At 71.7% G+C, this 16152-nt stretch carries 16 protein-coding genes; 6 read left to right on the top strand and 10 right to left on the bottom strand.

Annotated features, from left to right (window positions below; genetic code table 11):
- Positions 1–19 precede the first annotated feature (19 nt).
- On the top strand, positions 20–1174 hold the full coding sequence (locus F4558_RS22390) for a DNA recombination protein RmuC (protein ID WP_167945926.1): 1155 nt from the start codon (positions 20–22) through the stop codon (positions 1172–1174).
- A gap of 18 nt (positions 1175–1192) precedes the next feature.
- On the opposite strand, the gene F4558_RS22395 is transcribed toward F4558_RS22390, so the two are convergent.
- Both F4558_RS22395 and F4558_RS22400 read right to left on the bottom strand, forming a co-directional pair.
- Positions 1193–1603 carry a hypothetical protein gene (locus F4558_RS22395; protein WP_053655373.1) on the bottom strand — a complete coding sequence of 137 codons (411 nt, stop codon included), beginning with the start codon at positions 1601–1603 and terminating at the stop codon, positions 1193–1195.
- A 58-nt stretch (positions 1604–1661) separates the two neighbouring features.
- Entirely contained in the window at positions 1662–2651 is a 990-nt protein-coding gene (locus tag F4558_RS22400) for a 4-hydroxy-3-methylbut-2-enyl diphosphate reductase (protein ID WP_053655374.1), read from the bottom strand.
- A 122-nt stretch (positions 2652–2773) separates the two neighbouring features.
- On the opposite strand from F4558_RS22400, the gene xseA reads away from it, so the two are divergent.
- Positions 2774–3997, top strand: coding sequence for an exodeoxyribonuclease VII large subunit (gene xseA, locus F4558_RS22405; protein WP_167945928.1), 1224 nt, complete (start codon positions 2774–2776; stop codon positions 3995–3997).
- A 79-nt stretch (positions 3998–4076) separates the two neighbouring features.
- Complete coding sequence (locus F4558_RS22410) at positions 4077–4298, top strand: exodeoxyribonuclease VII small subunit (protein WP_053655421.1); 222 nt, start codon at positions 4077–4079, stop codon at positions 4296–4298.
- Positions 4299–4352: 54 nt separating this feature from the next.
- Here F4558_RS22410 and F4558_RS22415 read toward each other — a convergent pair whose 3' ends face one another.
- Together F4558_RS22415 and F4558_RS22420 are read right to left on the bottom strand one after the other, a co-directional pair.
- Positions 4353–5201 (bottom strand): hypothetical protein, encoded by an 849-nt coding sequence (locus F4558_RS22415; protein ID WP_053655376.1) that lies wholly within the window; start codon positions 5199–5201, stop codon positions 4353–4355.
- Between the two features lie 182 nt (positions 5202–5383).
- Entirely contained in the window at positions 5384–6145 is a 762-nt protein-coding gene (locus F4558_RS22420) for a DUF4245 domain-containing protein (protein WP_167945929.1), read from the bottom strand.
- 158 nt (positions 6146–6303) lie between these two features.
- On the opposite strand from F4558_RS22420, the gene glpX reads away from it, so the two are divergent.
- A complete protein-coding gene (gene glpX, locus F4558_RS22425; RefSeq protein ID WP_053655380.1) occupies positions 6304–7335 on the top strand; it encodes a class II fructose-bisphosphatase in 1032 nt (343 codons plus the stop codon).
- Positions 7332–8336 (top strand): DMT family transporter, encoded by a 1005-nt coding sequence (locus tag F4558_RS22430; protein ID WP_167945930.1) that lies wholly within the window; start codon positions 7332–7334, stop codon positions 8334–8336. The genes glpX and F4558_RS22430 overlap by 4 nt, the downstream gene beginning before the upstream one ends.
- 21 nt (positions 8337–8357) lie before the next feature.
- On the opposite strand, the gene F4558_RS22435 is transcribed toward F4558_RS22430, so the two are convergent.
- Together F4558_RS22435 and F4558_RS22440 are read right to left on the bottom strand one after the other, a co-directional pair.
- Positions 8358–9974 carry a hypothetical protein gene (locus F4558_RS22435; protein WP_167945931.1) on the bottom strand — a complete coding sequence of 539 codons (1617 nt, stop codon included), beginning with the start codon at positions 9972–9974 and terminating at the stop codon, positions 8358–8360.
- Positions 9975–10067: 93 nt separating this feature from the next.
- Complete coding sequence (locus F4558_RS22440; RefSeq protein ID WP_167945933.1) at positions 10068–10985, bottom strand: NAD-dependent epimerase/dehydratase family protein; 918 nt, start codon at positions 10983–10985, stop codon at positions 10068–10070.
- 142 nt (positions 10986–11127) lie between these two features.
- On the opposite strand from F4558_RS22440, the gene F4558_RS22445 reads away from it, so the two are divergent.
- Positions 11128–11826: a TetR/AcrR family transcriptional regulator gene (locus F4558_RS22445; RefSeq protein WP_167945935.1), complete on the top strand. Its 699-nt coding sequence runs from the start codon at positions 11128–11130 to the stop codon at positions 11824–11826.
- Positions 11827–11856: 30 nt separating this feature from the next.
- On the opposite strand, the gene F4558_RS22450 is transcribed toward F4558_RS22445, so the two are convergent.
- The 4 genes from F4558_RS22450 to phoH2 form a co-directional block, all read right to left on the bottom strand.
- Complete coding sequence (locus F4558_RS22450) at positions 11857–12825, bottom strand: NAD(P)/FAD-dependent oxidoreductase (RefSeq protein ID WP_053655389.1); 969 nt, start codon at positions 12823–12825, stop codon at positions 11857–11859.
- A 105-nt stretch (positions 12826–12930) separates the two neighbouring features.
- The gene (locus tag F4558_RS22455) at positions 12931–13584 is read right to left on the bottom strand and encodes a rhomboid family intramembrane serine protease (protein ID WP_167945937.1); all 654 of its coding nucleotides are present in this window, start codon (positions 13582–13584) and stop codon (positions 12931–12933) included.
- 114 nt (positions 13585–13698) lie between these two features.
- Positions 13699–14388: an aggregation-promoting factor C-terminal-like domain-containing protein gene (locus F4558_RS22460; RefSeq protein ID WP_167945939.1), complete on the bottom strand. Its 690-nt coding sequence runs from the start codon at positions 14386–14388 to the stop codon at positions 13699–13701.
- 276 nt (positions 14389–14664) lie between these two features.
- Complete coding sequence (gene phoH2, locus F4558_RS22465) at positions 14665–16080, bottom strand: RNA 5'-3' helicase PhoH2 (RefSeq protein ID WP_167945940.1); 1416 nt, start codon at positions 16078–16080, stop codon at positions 14665–14667.
- Positions 16081–16152 lie beyond the last annotated feature (72 nt).

A 16152-nucleotide genomic window follows, 5' to 3' on the forward strand; every position in this document is an offset into this window, starting at 1 on the left:
CGTCTGGCAAGCTCCGGTGATGGACGTCTCGACGCTGCTCGTGGTGATCGTGTGCCTCGGCACCGGCGGCGCGGTCGGCTGGCTCGCGGCCCGGTCCCGCTCGGCTGCCGACATCGCCCGGCTGGATGCCACCCTCACCGCGACCCGCGACGGCGAGGGCCGGCTTGAGCAGTCCATGCGGGCGTTGAGCTACGAGGCCACCGCACAGTCGCAGGAGGCGGTGGCCCGTGCCGTCGCGCCGCTGCACGAGACGCTGCGCCGCTACGAGCAGCGGGTCGCCGAGCTGGAACACGACCGGGTCGACGCGTACGCCGAGCTGCGCGAGCAGGTCCGCTCGATGAGCGCCGTCTCCGGCGAGCTGCGCACCGAGACCAAACAGTTGGTGGCCGCGTTGCGCGCGCCGCAGGTGCGGGGCCGCTGGGGCGAGCACCAGTTGCGCCGGATCGTCGAGGCCGCCGGCATGCTTGAGCACTGCGACTTCTCCGAGCAGGTCACCGCCGCCACCGACGACCACGTCGTACGCCCGGATCTGGTGGTACGGCTGCACGGCGGCCGGTCGGTGGTGGTGGACGCCAAGGCGCCGTTCGACGCGTACCTCACGGCGATGGAAGCCCGTGACGAGCGCGGCCGGAACACCCACCTCGACGCGCACGCACGGTACCTACGGGGGCACGTCGACGCGCTGGCGGCCAAGTCGTACTGGTCGGCGTTCGACAGCTCCCCCGAGTTCGTGGTGCTGTTCGTGCCCGCCGACCCGTTCCTCGACGTCGCGCTCCAACGTGACCCCACGCTGCTGGAGCACGCCTTCGCCCGCAACGTCGTGCTCGCCACCCCGGCCACACTGGTCGCGCTGCTCCGCACCGTGGCCTACTCGTGGCGGCAGGAGGCGCTGGCCCGCAACGCGCTGGCGGTGCACACCCTCGCCCGGGAGTTGTACGGCAGGCTCTCCACCCTCGGCGACCACGTGGGCAAGCTCGGGTCGTCGCTGGCCGGGGCGGTGACGGCGTACAACCGGGCGGTCGGCTCGTTGGAGGCCCGGGTGCTTGTCAGCGCCCGCAAGCTCGCCGAGCTCGGCGTATCGGACGAGGAACTGGCGGTCCCGGCGCAGGTCGAGCTGACGCCCCGCCAGCCGCAGGCGCCCGAGCTGCTCGACGGCGCCGAGCGCGACCGCTGATCAGGGCGCCGCTGCCGGTCAACCCTTGCGGGCGCCCTCCACGACGAACGGGGTGCCCTGCTGGCAGGTGGTCATCATGCCCGCCTCCACCCGGCCGGTGACAGTGACCCGCGACCCGGCGACCAGCACGTCCCGGGGGCCGCCGATCAGCAGGTACCCGTCGAGCAGCAGGCAGTTCGGCTCCACCCCGGCGGTGACGGTGCCGGTGAGTTCGGTGGCGCCGACCGGCGGCGGGAGGCTGGGGCCGCCGGGAGGCTTGAGCGTCTCCGTCGCGGTCGACGGGGCAGGTGCCGTGGGGGGCAGCGCGGTGGGTTGTTCGGTCACCGGCGTGGGCGTACCGGGACCGGCGGGGTCATCGGTCGGCGTACCGCAGGCACTCAGCGCCGCGCAGACGACCAGGGCGGGGACGACGAGCCGAAGGATCCTCATGCCGACTTCGACGCACCGGGACGTCCCGGCGTTCCCACAGTGATCGCCGAAACGGCGCTCAGCCGCGTGCGGCTGCGGCGGCCTTCATGTCCCGCTTCAGCTCCTGCGGCAGCGAGAAGGTGAGCCGCTCGTTGGCGGTGGTGATCTCCTCGACGTCGCCGAACCCACGCTCGGCAAGGTACGCGAGCACGTCCTGGACCAGATCGTCCGGAACGCTCGCGCCCGAGGTCACGCCCACGGTGCGGGCGTCGACGAGCCAGGCGTCGTCGATCTCGTGGGCGAAGTCCACGAGGTGACCGGCGCGGGCGCCGGCGTCCAGGGCAACCTCAACCAGCCGGACCGAGTTCGAGGAGTTCGTCGAGCCGACGACGATCACCACGTCGCACTCGGGGGCGATCTCCTTGACGACGTGCTGCCGGTTGGAGGTGGCGTAGCAGATGTCGTCGCTGGGCGGGGACTGCAACAGCGGCAGCCGCTGCTTGAGCCGGGCGACGGTCTCCAGCGTCTCGTCCACCGAGAGCGTGGTCTGGGAGAGCCAGACCACCTTCGCCGGGTCCCGGACAGTGATCTTGTCGGCGTCGTCGGGGCCGTCCACAAGTTGGATGTGGGCGGGAGCCTCACCGGCGGTGCCGATGACCTCCTCGTGGCCCTCGTGGCCGATCAGCAGGATGTCGTAGTCCTCGGCGGCGAACCGCTTCGCCTCGTGGTGCACCTTGGTGACAAGCGGGCAGGTCGCGTCGATCGCCTTCAGCGAGCGCGCCCTGGCCTGCTCGTAGACCTCGGGGGCCACACCGTGCGCGGAGAAGATGACTGTGGCGCCCTCGGGCACCTCCTCGTTCTCCTCCACGAAGATCGCACCCTGGGCCTCCAGGGTCTGAACGACATGCTTGTTGTGCACGATCTGCTTGCGGACGTAGATCGGGGCGCCGTAGAGCTTCAGCGCCTCCTCGACGGTCTGCACCGCGCGGTCGACGCCCGCGCAGTAGCCGCGGGGCTTGGCCAGGAGCACGCGCTTGCCGGTCCGGGAAGTCGCTTCAGCCTGAGTCACCCACTCATCCTACCCACCACCACTCCCGCCTCACCTGACGCGCGTTGATCATGACGTTGCGCTGCGACAGGCCGAACGGGCGCGCGCCGGGGGCCGACGGGGGTGGGCCTTAGGGTGGGCCTGTGAGTGATTCCGCGCGGGTGGGGGCCAGCACCGCCGAGGAGCCGTGGCCGGTTCGGGTGGTCAGCCAGAAGGTCGGGGCGTGGATCGCCAAACTCGGCTGGGTCTGGGTGGACGGGCAGGTGGCGCAGATCAGCCGCCGGCCGGGCGCCACCACAGTCTTCCTCACCTTGCGCGACCCGTCGGCCGACCTGAGCCTCACCGTCACCACCAACCGGGACGTACTGGACGCCGGGGCACCCGAGCTGCGCGAGGGCGCCCGCGTGGTGCTGCATGCCAAACCGGAGTTCTACGCCGCCCGGGGCACGTTGAGCCTGCGCGCCGACGAGATCCGGCAGGTGGGCCTCGGCGAGCTGCTCGCGCGGTTGGAGAAGCTCAAGAAACTGCTCGCCGCCGAAGGGCTGTTCGACCGGGCCCGCAAGCGCCGGCTGCCGTTCCTGCCCGGCCGCATCGGGTTGATCACCGGCCGCGCCTCGGCCGCCGAACGGGACGTGCTGACGAACGCTCGACGACGCTGGCCGGCTGTGGAGTTCCGCACGGTGAACGTCGCAGTGCAGGGCCCGTCCGCGGTTCCGCAGATCATCGACGCGCTCAAGGTGTTGGACGCCGACCCGAGCATCGACGTCATCATCATCGCCCGGGGTGGTGGCGGCATCGAGGACCTGCTGCCGTTCTCCGACGAGGCGCTCTGCCGCGCGGTGTTCGGCTGCCGTACCCCGGTGGTCAGCGCGATCGGCCACGAGACGGACGCGCCGCTCATCGACTACGTCGCCGACCTGCGGGCCTCCACCCCCACCGACGCGGCCAAGCGGGTGGTCCCGGACCTCACCGAGGAGGTACACCTCATCGGCCAGGCACGGCACCGCCTCCAGCGGGCGGTCCGCAACCTGGTCGACCGCGAGACCCACCGCCTGGACAGCCTGCGCTCCCGGCCGGTGCTGGCCCGGCCGCAGGTGATGGTGGAACACCGCGCGACCGAGCTGGCCGCGCTGCGCCAGCGGGCCGGCCGCTGCCTCGACCACCGGCTCACCAGCGCCGACGCCGAACTGCGGCACACGTTGGCCCGCCTCCGCGCGCTCTCCCCCGCCGCCACCCTCGACCGGGGGTACGCGATAGTGCAGCGCGCCGACGGCCACGTGGTCCGCGCGGCGACCGAGGTCGGCAAGGGCGACCCCCTGCGGGTACGCCTTGCCGACGGCGAGCTGGCCGCGACAGTGGACGGCTGACCGGCGACTGCGCGAGGCGAAACACCGGCGGCAGCGGGCGACACGGTGACTGCGGGAGAGGTGTGCTGAGATGGACGCGATGACTGACGACACGAAGGCCGGGCCGGACGAGAGGCTCAGCTACGAGCAGGCGCGGGCCGAGCTGGCCTCGGTGGTCGAGCGGCTGGAGGCCGGCGGCACGTCCCTGGAGGAGTCGCTGGCGCTCTGGGAGCGCGGCGAGGCGCTGGCGGTGATCTGCCAGCGCTGGCTGGACGGCGCCCGGGCGCGGATCGAGGCCGCCCGCCAGGAACCCGCCTCCTGAGCGCGCCAGGATGCGCCGGTGGGGCGACCGGAGCCGCCCCACCCGCGTACTACGTCAGTTGAACAGGCTGTAGAGCTCGGCCGGCGCCTCGACGACCTGGTCCGCCGGCGGCTTCTGCGCGGCGGTGGCGGCACCGTAGTCCGAGTACGTCATCTTGATCTCCTGGGCGGCGGTCTGACCGGCGGCCGGGAGTTGCAGCACCAACTCGCTGAGCCGGCCCTGCGGGTCCACCTTCGCGGTGAACGGGACTGTCTTCGCCTGGGTGCCCAGCGCGGCGATCGTGGCGGCGTTGAGCGAGCCGGCCTCGGCAGCCTTGGTGATGTCGATGGTGCCGGCGTACGTGCCGGTGCCGGTGCTGCGTACCTCGGTGATGCCCTGGGTCAGCACCGCGCTGCCGGCCGGGTCGACCTTGTCGAAGTCGAAGCCGAGGTTCTTGTTGCCCTTGATGCGGGCCTGGTCCAGGTGCTGGTACTTGCCGAGGTTGAGCTGCTTGATGGCGGGCAGGCTGTCGGCGGCGGGGCCGGTCAGCTCCAGCTTGACCCAGCTGTCCGGCTTGGCGTGGATCACGTCGAGCTTCATGGCCAGGTCGGACGAGGGGCCGCCGATGGCGACCTTCAACGCCGCGCTCTGGCTCGGCTGGTGCACCTGTCCCTCGGCCGTGGAGCCGGCACCGGAGAGGGTGAACCGGAAGTTGCCGTTGCTGATCTCCTTGGTGGAGTCGAGCAGGGCCTGTTTGGCGTCGCCGGCCACGGGGGTGCCGGACGCGCTTGGCGTGCCGGACGCGCTCACCGTCGGGGTGGCGGTCGATCCGGCGTTGCCTGTCGTTCCGCCGGCGCAGGCAGCCAGGGCGGGCGTGAACAGAGCGGCGGCTACCAGGCCGGCACTGAGTCGTCGAACAGTCATGTGTGTCTCCCAAGGGGGTCACCCGACGACCTGGTCGGCGCCGGAAACCGGGCGACGCGGCAGCACCGTCGGCCGCGCCGCGCGACCCGGGCCGAGCAGCGCGCCCGGGTCACTCCCTCTTTGTTCCCTGCCGACGGGTCGGACAATCACCCTTCTACGGGGTGTATCGATGTCGGCCCGAATCAGCGCAGCGCGCCGGCCAGTTCGCGCAGCTCGTTGTCCCGGGCGTCGCCGACGATGAGCACCGTTCGGGTCGGCTCCAGCAGCACCAGCGCCTGTTGGTTGCCCCTGGCGGTGTAGCGCTGCCAGGTGCGCCCGGCCAGCTCCGTCTGGCCCTGTGGCTGACTCTCGGCGGTCAGTTCGGCGGGAAGCAGCCGTTCCGCCGGCAGGCTGCTCTGCAACAGCTGCACACCACGCCCCTCCGGCGTGAGGTAGCCGAGTCGCAGGTTCGCCCCACCCTCGACGGTCTGGTAGCGGGCGCTCACCGTCCGCCAGTCGGAGCCGAGCCCCTGCGGCTGGCTCACCGGGAAGGCGTTCGCCGCCTGGGCCTGCTCGATCGCCGGGGCGGGGTCGATCTCGGTGGCCTGGTCACCGCCGAGGAAGCCCCTGTAGAACGCCAGCAGCAGCGCGATCGGGATCAGCAGCACCAGCAGTGAGATCGCCATGTCCTTCGGCGACCGCTCGGACTTCGCTGCGGTCGCCCTCGGCGGCGGCGTGGGCCGCCCGCCCGTCACGTCGTCGGCTCCCGAGGGGCCGCGCGGGGCAGGCGAATCCGCCGGAGGTTGCGCCGTCGGCTCCGCGGCGACCAGGGCAGGCTCGCCGCCGGCAGGGGCCGTCGGGCCGGTCGCGCCGGGCACGGCACCGGCAGGGTGGTCGACCGGCGGCTGGCCGTCGGGCGGCGTGCGGTCGGCGGGTACGCGATCAGCTGGCTGTGCGGGTTCCACCCCGTCATCTTCGCAGCCGCCCGACCGGCGGTATCCGGCCCATCACCGCCCCGCGCCGACGCCGGGTCGGCCATCGTGTGAGGATCAGCGACAAAGCCGACGGCGGGGCCGCTCTTCCGTCGGCTGTCCCCGCACCGTCGCGAGGAGGAGCAGCCGTCATGACGAACACCAGGACGCGGATCCCACAGGATCTCGACCGTAACCTTGCCCTCGACCTGGTAAGGGTCACGGAGGCCGCGGCGATGGCCGCTGGCCGTTGGGTCGGCCGGGGCGACAAGGAGGGCGGCGACGGAGCCGCCGTCGACGCCATGCGCAAGCTGATCAACTCCATCCAGATGCGTGGCGTCGTGGTGATCGGCGAGGGCGAGAAGGACAACGCCCCGATGCTCTTCAACGGTGAACAGGTCGGCGACGGCACCGGCCCGGAGGTGGACGTAGCTGTCGACCCGGTCGACGGCACCACCCTCATGAGCAAGGGCATGCCGAACGCGGTGGCGGTGCTCGCCGTGTCCGAGCGGGGCGCGATGTTCGACCCGAGCGCCGTCTTCTACATGGAGAAGCTCGCCGTCGGCCCCGCGTACGCCGATGTGGTGGACATCAACGCCGGGGTGGCCGAGAACCTGCGCCGGATCGCCAAGGTCAAGGGCACCGACGTGTCGGAGGTGACGGTCTGCGTGCTGGACCGTAGCCGCCACGACGACCTGGTCACGCAGATCCGCCGGGCCGGGGCCGGCATCCGGTTCATCTCCGACGGCGACATCGCGGGTTCCATCGCGGCGGCCCGTGGCGAGTCGGACGTCGACGTGCTGATGGGCATCGGCGGCACCCCCGAGGGCATCATTTCGGCCTGCGCGCTGAAGTGCATGGGAGGCGCGATGCAGGCCAAGCTGTGGCCGCGCGACGACGAGGAGCGCGAGAAGGCGCTCGCCGCCGGGCACGACCTGGACCGGGTGCTGGGCACCGACGACCTGGTCACCGGCGACAACTGCTTCTTCGTGGCGACGGGTGTCACCTCCGGCGACCTGCTGCGCGGGGTGCGTTACCGGGCCGGTGGCGCGTACACGCAGTCGATCGTGATGCGGTCGAAGAGCGGCACCATCCGGGTGATCGACTCGTACCACCGGTTGGAGAAGTTGGCGCTCTACTCCGCTGTCGACTTCGACGGTCGCCCCCTCGCCGAACAGGAGTGACAGCCACCGGCACCGCGACATCGCAGACCCTGTCAGCCACCCGCCGGATCACCGGCGTCGCGCTGGCGTCGGTCTCCGGGGTCGCGGTGGCGGTGCAGTCCCGGATCAACGGCGAGTTGGGCGTACGCCTGGCCGACGGGTTCGCCGCCGCGGTGGTCTCGTTCGGGTTGGGTCTGCTGATGCTGCTGGTGCTGGTCCCCGCCACCCCGGCCGGGCGGCGGGGCCTTGTCGCGCTGCGGTCCGCCCTCAGGACCGGTGTGCTGCGGCCGTGGCAGTGCCTCGGCGGCACGTGCGGGGCTTTCCTGGTGGCCACCCAGGGGCTGACCATCGACAGGTTGGGTGTGGCGGTCTTCACCGTGGCGGTTGTCGCCGGCCAGTCCGGCAGCAGCCTCGCCGTGGACCGGGCGGGGATCGGGCCGATGGGCCGGCAACCGGTCACCCGGCAGCGGCTGGCAGGGGCGGTGCTCACCGTGCTCGCGGTCGTGCTGGCGGTCGGCGACCGTCTGAGCGACCCGGGCTCGCTGGCATTGGCGCTGCTGCCTCTGCTGGCCGGGGTGGGCGTCGCCTGGCAGCAGGCTGCCAACGGCCGGGTCCGGGCGGCATCCGGCAGCGCGTTGACCGCCACGCTCGTCAATTTCACAGTCGGCACTGTCGCCCTGCTCGTCGCGTTCTCGATCGACCTGGCGGGGCGCGGCTGGCCCGCCGGCCACCTGCCGAGCGAGCCGTGGCTCTACCTGGGCGGCCCGATCGGCGTCGTGTTCATCGCGATCGCCGCCACTGTCGTGCGGTTCACGGGTGTGCTGCTGCTCGGCCTGGCCACCATCGCCGGCCAGGTCGTCAGCGCGGTCCTGCTGGACCTGGTGCTGCCCACCCCGGCGTCGCACCCCGGCGTGACCACCGTGTTGGGGGCGGCGCTGACAATGGTGGCCGTGCTTGTCGCCGCGCTCGCGCCGCCGCCCCGCTCGCGCCGCCGGCCCGCCGCTGACCCGGCCCGCCGCTGACCCGGCCCGCGTGCCGAACGCTCAGCGCGGTGGCAGCCCCGCCGGGTAGGACGGGTCAGGCACCGTCGGCGGGCGCACCGGGTGCCGGCGCTCGTACGCGCGGGGCGCGTCGACAAGACGGGCGTTCCGGACGGCAAGCCACAGGCCCGGTATCGCGGCCAGCAGGGCAAGCGTCACAGCGGACCGGGTCCGCGCCGGCGTGCCGTACAGCCAGCCGATCAGCGGCAGCCCTGCGAGCAGCACGGTGAGCAGGAAAGTGCTCAGCGTCCGCCTGGTCCATCGGGGCGTTGCGCCCTGGTAGCGGGGTCGCACGAGCAGGGCTGTCGCGGCCAGGAAGCCCATGGGCACGATGATGAACAGCAGCGCCATGAACGTGTCGGTGTCATCGTCGCGGCCCCAGACCACCGCCAGCAGGGTCCCCGAGAGCAGCACCGACAGGCCGCCGGTGAACCCCCACCACCCGGGACCTCGACCGCGGCGGATCGCCAGGTGGCCGGCGAGCACGGTGACCATGGAGCCGAGGGTCAGCGCGAGCGCGACGGCGAGCAGCAGGTCCAACTGACGTCGAGCGGGTCCGCCGCTCCCCAACTCGGGGGGAGCGCCCCGCGCACCGAGGTACGCGTCGCCGAGGAAGCCGACACGCCGCCACCCGCCGTCCGACCAGCGGTGTACGAAGCCGTCCCGACCGTTGGCGACGAGCACCTCATGACCGCCGCTGCCCGCGGGGTAGACGATCAGGTCGCGGGAGGCGAAGTGCCTGTCCACGTCGCCCGGGCTCCAGGACCGCCGGGCCAGGTCCTCCCGTTGGGCGTCCGACACCTCCCAGGCCACGTGCCAGGTCGTGCCGCCGTCGTCGCTCTGCTCCACCCGAAGGTGCCCGGCGACCGCCCGGTAGCACCGTCGGGGGTCGGCCGGCACGCACGCCTGCCGCTGGCCGGCGCTCTGGCTGGACAGTCGCCGTTGTTCGTCGAGGTCGACTTCTCGCCAGGTGGCCCCGAGGTCGTCGCTGACCGACCAACGGCCGTCCGTCGCGCTCGTCGGCCACGGGGTCAGATCCGTGCCGGAGCCGACCGAGACCGCCGGGTGGCCGTCGACAAATGCCGTGCTGATCGCGTACGGGTAGTGGACAGCGCTCGTCGCCGCCACCGCCAGCACCGCCGGCGGCAGCACCACCAGCAGCCGGACCAGCCGGGCGGTCCGTTGGCGCACCGGCCGGCGACGGGACCGCGTCCAGCTCCACCAGGCCAGCCCGAGCGCCGGCACTGCGAGCAGGTCGGTCGGGTCGGCTCGGACAAGCGAGGCTCCGGCAAGCACGGTCCAGACCGACGAGGCCAGCTCGGCGGCGTACCCGCTGGATTTGACGACCGCGAACCCGGCGCCCACCGAGACCAGGCCGACCAGCGCGGCGGACCGGGCCGACATCCGTGGCACCACGAGGGTCAGCAGCACCGCGACCAGCGGTGGTGCGAGAACCAGGCCGGCGACGTCACTCAGCTTGCCGGTCACCAGGCCGGGCAGGGCCGGCTTCAGCACATGGTCGTTGACGACCAGTACGACAAGGGCGAGCAGGGTGGTGGGGTGGCAGAGCCAGGCCAGGGTCCTCGGCGCGCCGTCGTGCGGTGTCTCGGGGCCGCTCATCCCCTCAGGGTCGAGGGGACGCGTCTCGTTGCGACAACGGAATGGCCCGCGTCCGATATCGACTCGGCCCTGACGGGTCGACGGCGTGGCGGTTCAGTGGCGCAGTCCCGCGACGGTCTCGGTGAGGGCGGCGTCCAGCGGAGTCGCTTCGATGCCAAGGGCTGCGGAGGCGGCGGTCGAGTCCATCAGAAACGGCCGGTCGAACTGGTAGGCGGTCTCGCGCAGTTCCCGGGCCAGCGGGTTGATCAGGCCACCCAGCCACAGCATCGGGTACGGCATCCGGGTCAGTTTCGGCGCTGGTGCGCCGGCCAGCGCCGCCGCCCGGGTGGCCAGTTCACGCATCGGCACAGCGGGTGTGCTGGGCACGTGCCAGGCGCGACCCCAGGCCGCCGGGTCGGTGGCGGCTGCGACGAGGGTACGGGCGACGTCCGGAATGTACGTCCAGGTGTGCGGGGCGTCCCAGTCGACAGGCAGGACGACCCGCTGCCCGGCGAGCACCCGGGGCAGCACCATCATCGCCAGCGACATGCCGTTGACGCCGAGGTAGTCGGAGCCGCGTACCTCGGTGACCCTGACCCGACCGGCCTCGTGGGCGACGAGAGCGTCAGCCCACATCTGGTTGCGGACCCGCCCCTTGATCCCGGCTGCCGCCGCAGGGGTCTGTTCGGTCATCGGGCCGTCGACCGGCCCGTACCCGTAGAGGTTGCCGACCGTGGCGAGCACCGCGCCGGATCGCTCGGCGGCGGTGAGCAGCGCGGCGGCCAACGGCGGCCAGTCGATGGGCCAGCGGTGGTACGCCGGGTTCGCGCAGTTGTAGAGCACCTGCGCGCCGCTGGCCAGCGTGGTGAGCCGGTCGGCGTCGGCAGCGTCGGCAGCGACGCGTTCGATGCCCGGGTGCTCCGGTCCGGCGCCCCGCCGGCTCAGGACCCGGACCTGCTCACCTCGTTCGGCGAGGAGGCGGGCGGTCGCGGTGCCGACCGGACCGGTGCCGACGATCACGTGGAGCGCCATGAGATAGACCTTTCGAAGCGATGATCCGAATAGAGAGCACTGCTCTCGGCTGACCTGACAAGCATGATCCGCTGCGGGGACTCACGTCAAGAGCACTGCTCTCTTTTTGGATCGGCGATCCATCTCATGGCAGACTCCTCCCATGCCCGCCTCCTCGATCCGCGCCCGGGTCCGCACCGAGATGCTCGACGAGATCAAGGCGGTGGCCCGCCGGCACCTCGCCACCGACGGCGCCAACCTGTCGCTGCGCGCTGTGGCGCGGGACATGGGCATGGTTTCGTCGGCCATCTACCGCTACTTTCCGAGCCGGGACGACCTGCTCACGGCGCTGATCATCGAGGCGTACGACGCCCTCGGCGAGGCGGTGGAGATCGCCGCCGCCGACCGCGACCAGCTCGACCTGCGCGCCCGTTGGCAGGCGGCGTGCCGGGCGGCCCGGGACTGGGCGCTCGCCCACCCCTCCGAGTACGCCCTGCTCTACGGCAGCCCGGTCCCCGGATACGCCGCCCCCGACGACACCGTCGGCCCGGCCCAACGTCCGCCGCTGGCCCTGGTCGGCCTGCTCCGTGAAGGGCTGGAGGCCGGACTGCTCAGCCCTCCGCCTGCCGATGGGCTGCCGCCGCTGCTACACGACGACCTGACCGAGCTGGCCGACACGCTCTTTCCCGGGTTGCCCCCGGCCCTGCTGGCCCGGGGCATGGCCGGCTGGACCCAGCTCTTCGGGCTGATCAGCTTCGAGTTGTTCGGCCGGCTCAACCGCACCGTCGCACACCGGGACGCGTACTTCGACCATCAGGTCGGGCTGCTGGCCGACCTGATCGGCCTACCCCCGTCGCGCTGACGCAGGAGACGTCGCGGTTCGCGGCGTCGCTCAGCCGGCGTCGGAGGAGTGCCCAGGGAACAGGTGTGCGCTCGGATCGATGGCCACCGCCGCGTTGTTCACTGCCGTGGCGGCCTCGCCGAAGCCGGTCGCGATGAGCCGGACCTTGCCCGGATATTCGGTGATGTCGCCGGCCGCGAAGACCCGGGGCAGGTTCGTGGCCATGGCGCTGTCGACAAGGATGTGGCGACGGTCCAGGCGCAGTCCCCACTCGGCGAGCGGGCCCAGGTCGGCGGTGAAACCGAGCGCGGCCACCACCGTGTCCACCGGCAGCGTCTCGGCGGCGCCACCGCGCACTGTCACCTCCGCGCCGGTCACCGCGCCGTCACCGAGCAGCCGGGTGACCTCGGCGTTGACCACCACCCGCACCGGCAGCGACAGCACCCGGGCGACAGTCGAGGCGTGCGCCCGGAACTTCTCCCGCCTGTGCACGAGCGTCACCGAGCGGGCCAGCGGTTGCAGGGCCAGCGCCCAGTCGAATGCGGAGTCCCCGCCGCCGACGATCAGCACGTCCCGGTCGGTCAGCTCGGTCGGGTCGGTGACGAAGTAGACGATCCCGGTGCCGGGCGCGCCGTCGGCGCAGGGCAACGGGCGTGGGCTGAAGCTGCCCAGCCCGCCGGTGATCACGACCGCGCCGCAGGCGAGCTGGTCGCCGCCAGCGAGGCCGAGCACCGGCCGGCCATCGGCGTAGGAGAGCTTCTCGGCCCGGGTGCCGAGCAGGTACTGCGGGCCGAACGGGGCCGCCTGGGCGACCAGATTGGACACCAGGTCGCGGCCCTTGATGGAGGGAAACCCGGCCACGTCGAGGATCAGCTTCTCCGGATACATGGCGCTGACCTGGCCGCCCGGCTCCGGCAGCGCGTCGATCACCGCCACCGACAAACCACGGAAACCGGCGTAGTACGCGGCGAAGAGCCCGGACGGGCCGGCCCCGATCACGGCAACATCGACCTCGTGCATGGCGTACCGTCGCTTTCCGCTCACGGATCAACGCGTGCTGATCACGACGGTAAGCGGGTCGCAGCGGTCGGGCAAGCACGTCCCAGAGGCGCGCCGACGGGCAGGTCAGGGCAGGCTGAGCGTGGATCCCGAATAGTCCGACCCGTCGACGGTGGGACGGCGGCGACGGAACAGGATCGCCGCCACGACGCCGCCGAGCAGCCCGAACAGGTGCCCCTGCCAGGAGATCCGCTCGTCGGTGGGGAGGATGCCGACCAACTGCCACCCGTAGAGCAGACCGACGAGCAGGAAGACAGCGAAGTTCCACCAGCTGCGCTCGACGATGCCCCGCGTGAGCAGGATGCCCAGGTAGCCGAAGATCACCCCGCTGGCGCCGACCACCACCGAGTTGGGCGAGCCGGTGAACCACACGCCGAGCCCACTCACCAGGATGATGATCAGGGTCGACCAGAGGAACCGGCGGGCACCGGCGGCCAGCACGAAGGTGCCGAGCAGGATCAGCGGGATGCTGTTGCTGTAGAGGTGGTCGAAGCCGTGGTGCAGAAACGGCGAGAAGAAGACCCCGTCGAGCCCGTCGATGCGCTGCGGGATGATGCCGGCCGTGGCGTCCAGGCCGAAGTCGAGACCCTGGTCGATGGCCTCGATGAAAAAGAGGAACGGGACCACCGCGCACATCGCGACGAAGGCCCGACCGAGCGCGGCGTAGAACGCCTCGGTGCCGAATCGGAACGGGTCGCCGCTTGACGGGTGCAGGGTCACCCCCCAACTGCTATCAGCAAAAAGGCCCAACCGCCACTCACGTCCCGTCCGAGCAGTCAGGTGTACGACGACGGCGGGGCGGGTGGTCGCCCACCCGCCCCGCCGTGGAGATCGTCAGTACGTGTTGTTGTTCTGGAAGTACGTCCAGGCACCGCAGGGCGTCTTGTACCTGCCCTTGATGTAGCCCAGCCCCCACTTGATCTGCGTAGCCGGGTTGGTCTGCCAGTCGGCACCGGCGGAACCCATCTTGCTACCGGGGTACGCCTGGGGGATGCCGTACGCGCCGGACGATGAGTTGCGGGCCTTGTGGTTCCAGCCGCTCTCCTTGGTCCAGAGCTTCTCCAGGCAGGGGAACTCGGAGATGCCGAAGCCCGCGTCGATCATCATCGCGCAGCCGATCTTGCGGTTGCCGCTGTACTCGGCGCAGGATTCCGGGATCGGCCCGTCGTACGGCTTGGCGGCCTGCGTGGCAGCCTTCTCGGCCGCCTTCCGCTCGGCCTTGCGGGCGGCCGCGGCGGCCTCGGCCTTGCGGGCCCGCTCGGCGGCCTCCTTGGCGGCCTGCTCGGCCCGCAGCTTGGCCTGGTATTCGGCGGCCCGCTGCTTGGCGAACGCGACCTGGTGGGTGGACTGCCGCTCGCGCTGGTAGGCGATGTCGACCCGGTCTACCTCAAGGCCGGCCTGAGCGGTCAGGCCTTGTTGCTGAGTTTCGCGGTCTTCGCCCAGGTAGAAGCCACCGGCAACGCCCACGGAGAGCAGGGCGACAGCAGCCGTACGGGCACCCAACCGGCTCCACAGCCGACTCACGAAGTGGTCCCTTCGTCGGGGGCAAGGACACGGCGCGACGCCGGGCCAGAGAGGCCGTCAGCCGTGCCGCGAGCGCCCCGACCGGTGTGCCGGTCGCGCCGACGCACCGATCGTCACCGACGCTGCCCATCCCTGGGCAACGATCACCAGCGATCCCCGTGGTGCGTGGGCGCTCGTTGGACACCATCGCGCACAGTGAGGCTGATGGGAAACCAACAAGCCGCTTTGTGATCTGCACCACAACTAAAATGCGGACGAAACCCTACAAAGCACCCATCAAAGCGGGATGTCCTCCAGAAGATCCGTCACCATCGCGGCGATCGGCGAGCGCTCCGAACGGCTGAGCGTGACATGAGCGAAGAGGGGATGGCCCTTCAACGCCTCGATGACGGCGGTCACACCGTCGTGACGGCCGACCCGCAGATTGTCCCGCTGCGCCACATCGTGGGTGAGCACCACCCGGGAGCCCTGCCCGATCCGGGACAGCACCGTCAGCAGCACCCCGCGCTCAAGCGACTGGGCCTCGTCCACGATCACGAAGGCGTCGTGCAGACTGCGCCCCCGGATGTGGGTCAGCGGCAGCACCTCGAGAATGCCCCGCGAGGTGACCTCCTCCAGCACGTTCTCGTGCACCACCGCACCGAGCGTGTCGAAGACCGCCTGGGCCCACGGCGACATCTTCTCCGACTCCGACCCCGGCAGGTAGCCCAACTCCTGGCCACCCACGGCGTACAGAGGGCGGAACACGATCACCTTCTTGTGCCGGCGGCGCTCCATGACCGCCTCCAGGCCGGCGCAGAGCGCCAACGCCGACTTGCCAGTGCCGGCCCGACCGCCCAGCGAGACGATCCCGATCGACTCGTCGAGCAGCAGGTCGAGAGCGACGCGCTGTTCTGCCGAGCGGCCGTGCAGACCGAACGCCTCCCGGTCGCCCCGCACCAGCCGGACGGACTTGTCCGGCAGCACCCGGCCGAGCGCGGAGGCGCGCGTCGAGTGCAGCACCAGGCCGGTGTGGCAGGGCAGACCGGCGGCCTCGTCGACGTCGAGCGACTCCCCGGCGTACAGCGAGGAGATCTGCTCCTCACTCAGGTCCAGCTCGGACATGCCGGTCCAGGTCGGGTCGCTGGCCTGGCCGTGCCGGTACTCGTCGGCCCGCAGGCCCACCGAGGCGGCCTTGACCCGCAGCGGCATGTCCTTGCTGACGAGCGTGACCTCCCGGCCCTCAGCGGCGAGGTTGAGCGCCACGGAGAGGATGCGGGCGTCGTTGCTCTCGGTACGGAAGCCGGGTGGCAGCACCCCGTCGTCGGTGTGGTTCAGCTCCACCCGCAGCGTGCCGCCGGCGTCGTTGGCGGGCACCGGGGTGTCCAACCGGCCATGCTGGATCCGCAGCTCGTCGAGCATCCGCAGCGACTGCCGGGCGAACCAGCCCAGCTCCGGATGGTGCCGCTTGCCCTCCAACTCGGTGATAACCACAAGCGGCAGCACCACCTCGTGCTCGGCGAACCGGTGGAAAGCCGCGGGGTCGGACAGCAGCACGGACGTGTCCAGAACGAACGCCTGCCCGGCTGGTCGCGGCTCCTCGGGCTCGACCGGCGCGACGGCCGGCGCACGGCGGCTCCGGGTGGCGCGGCGGGTCGTGGCAGTCGCGGCCGGGGTCTGGTCGGCACCGGCGGTGATACGGCGAGTCGTCACAGGCCTGCTCCGACGGATGGGCACCCGCCACCCGCGTTCCGCCTCGTCCGGTGCCCGGGACACGGGGTCGGA

Source organism: Micromonospora profundi (genome assembly GCF_011927785.1).
Classification (GTDB): Bacteria; Actinomycetota; Actinomycetes; order Mycobacteriales; family Micromonosporaceae; genus Micromonospora; species Micromonospora profundi.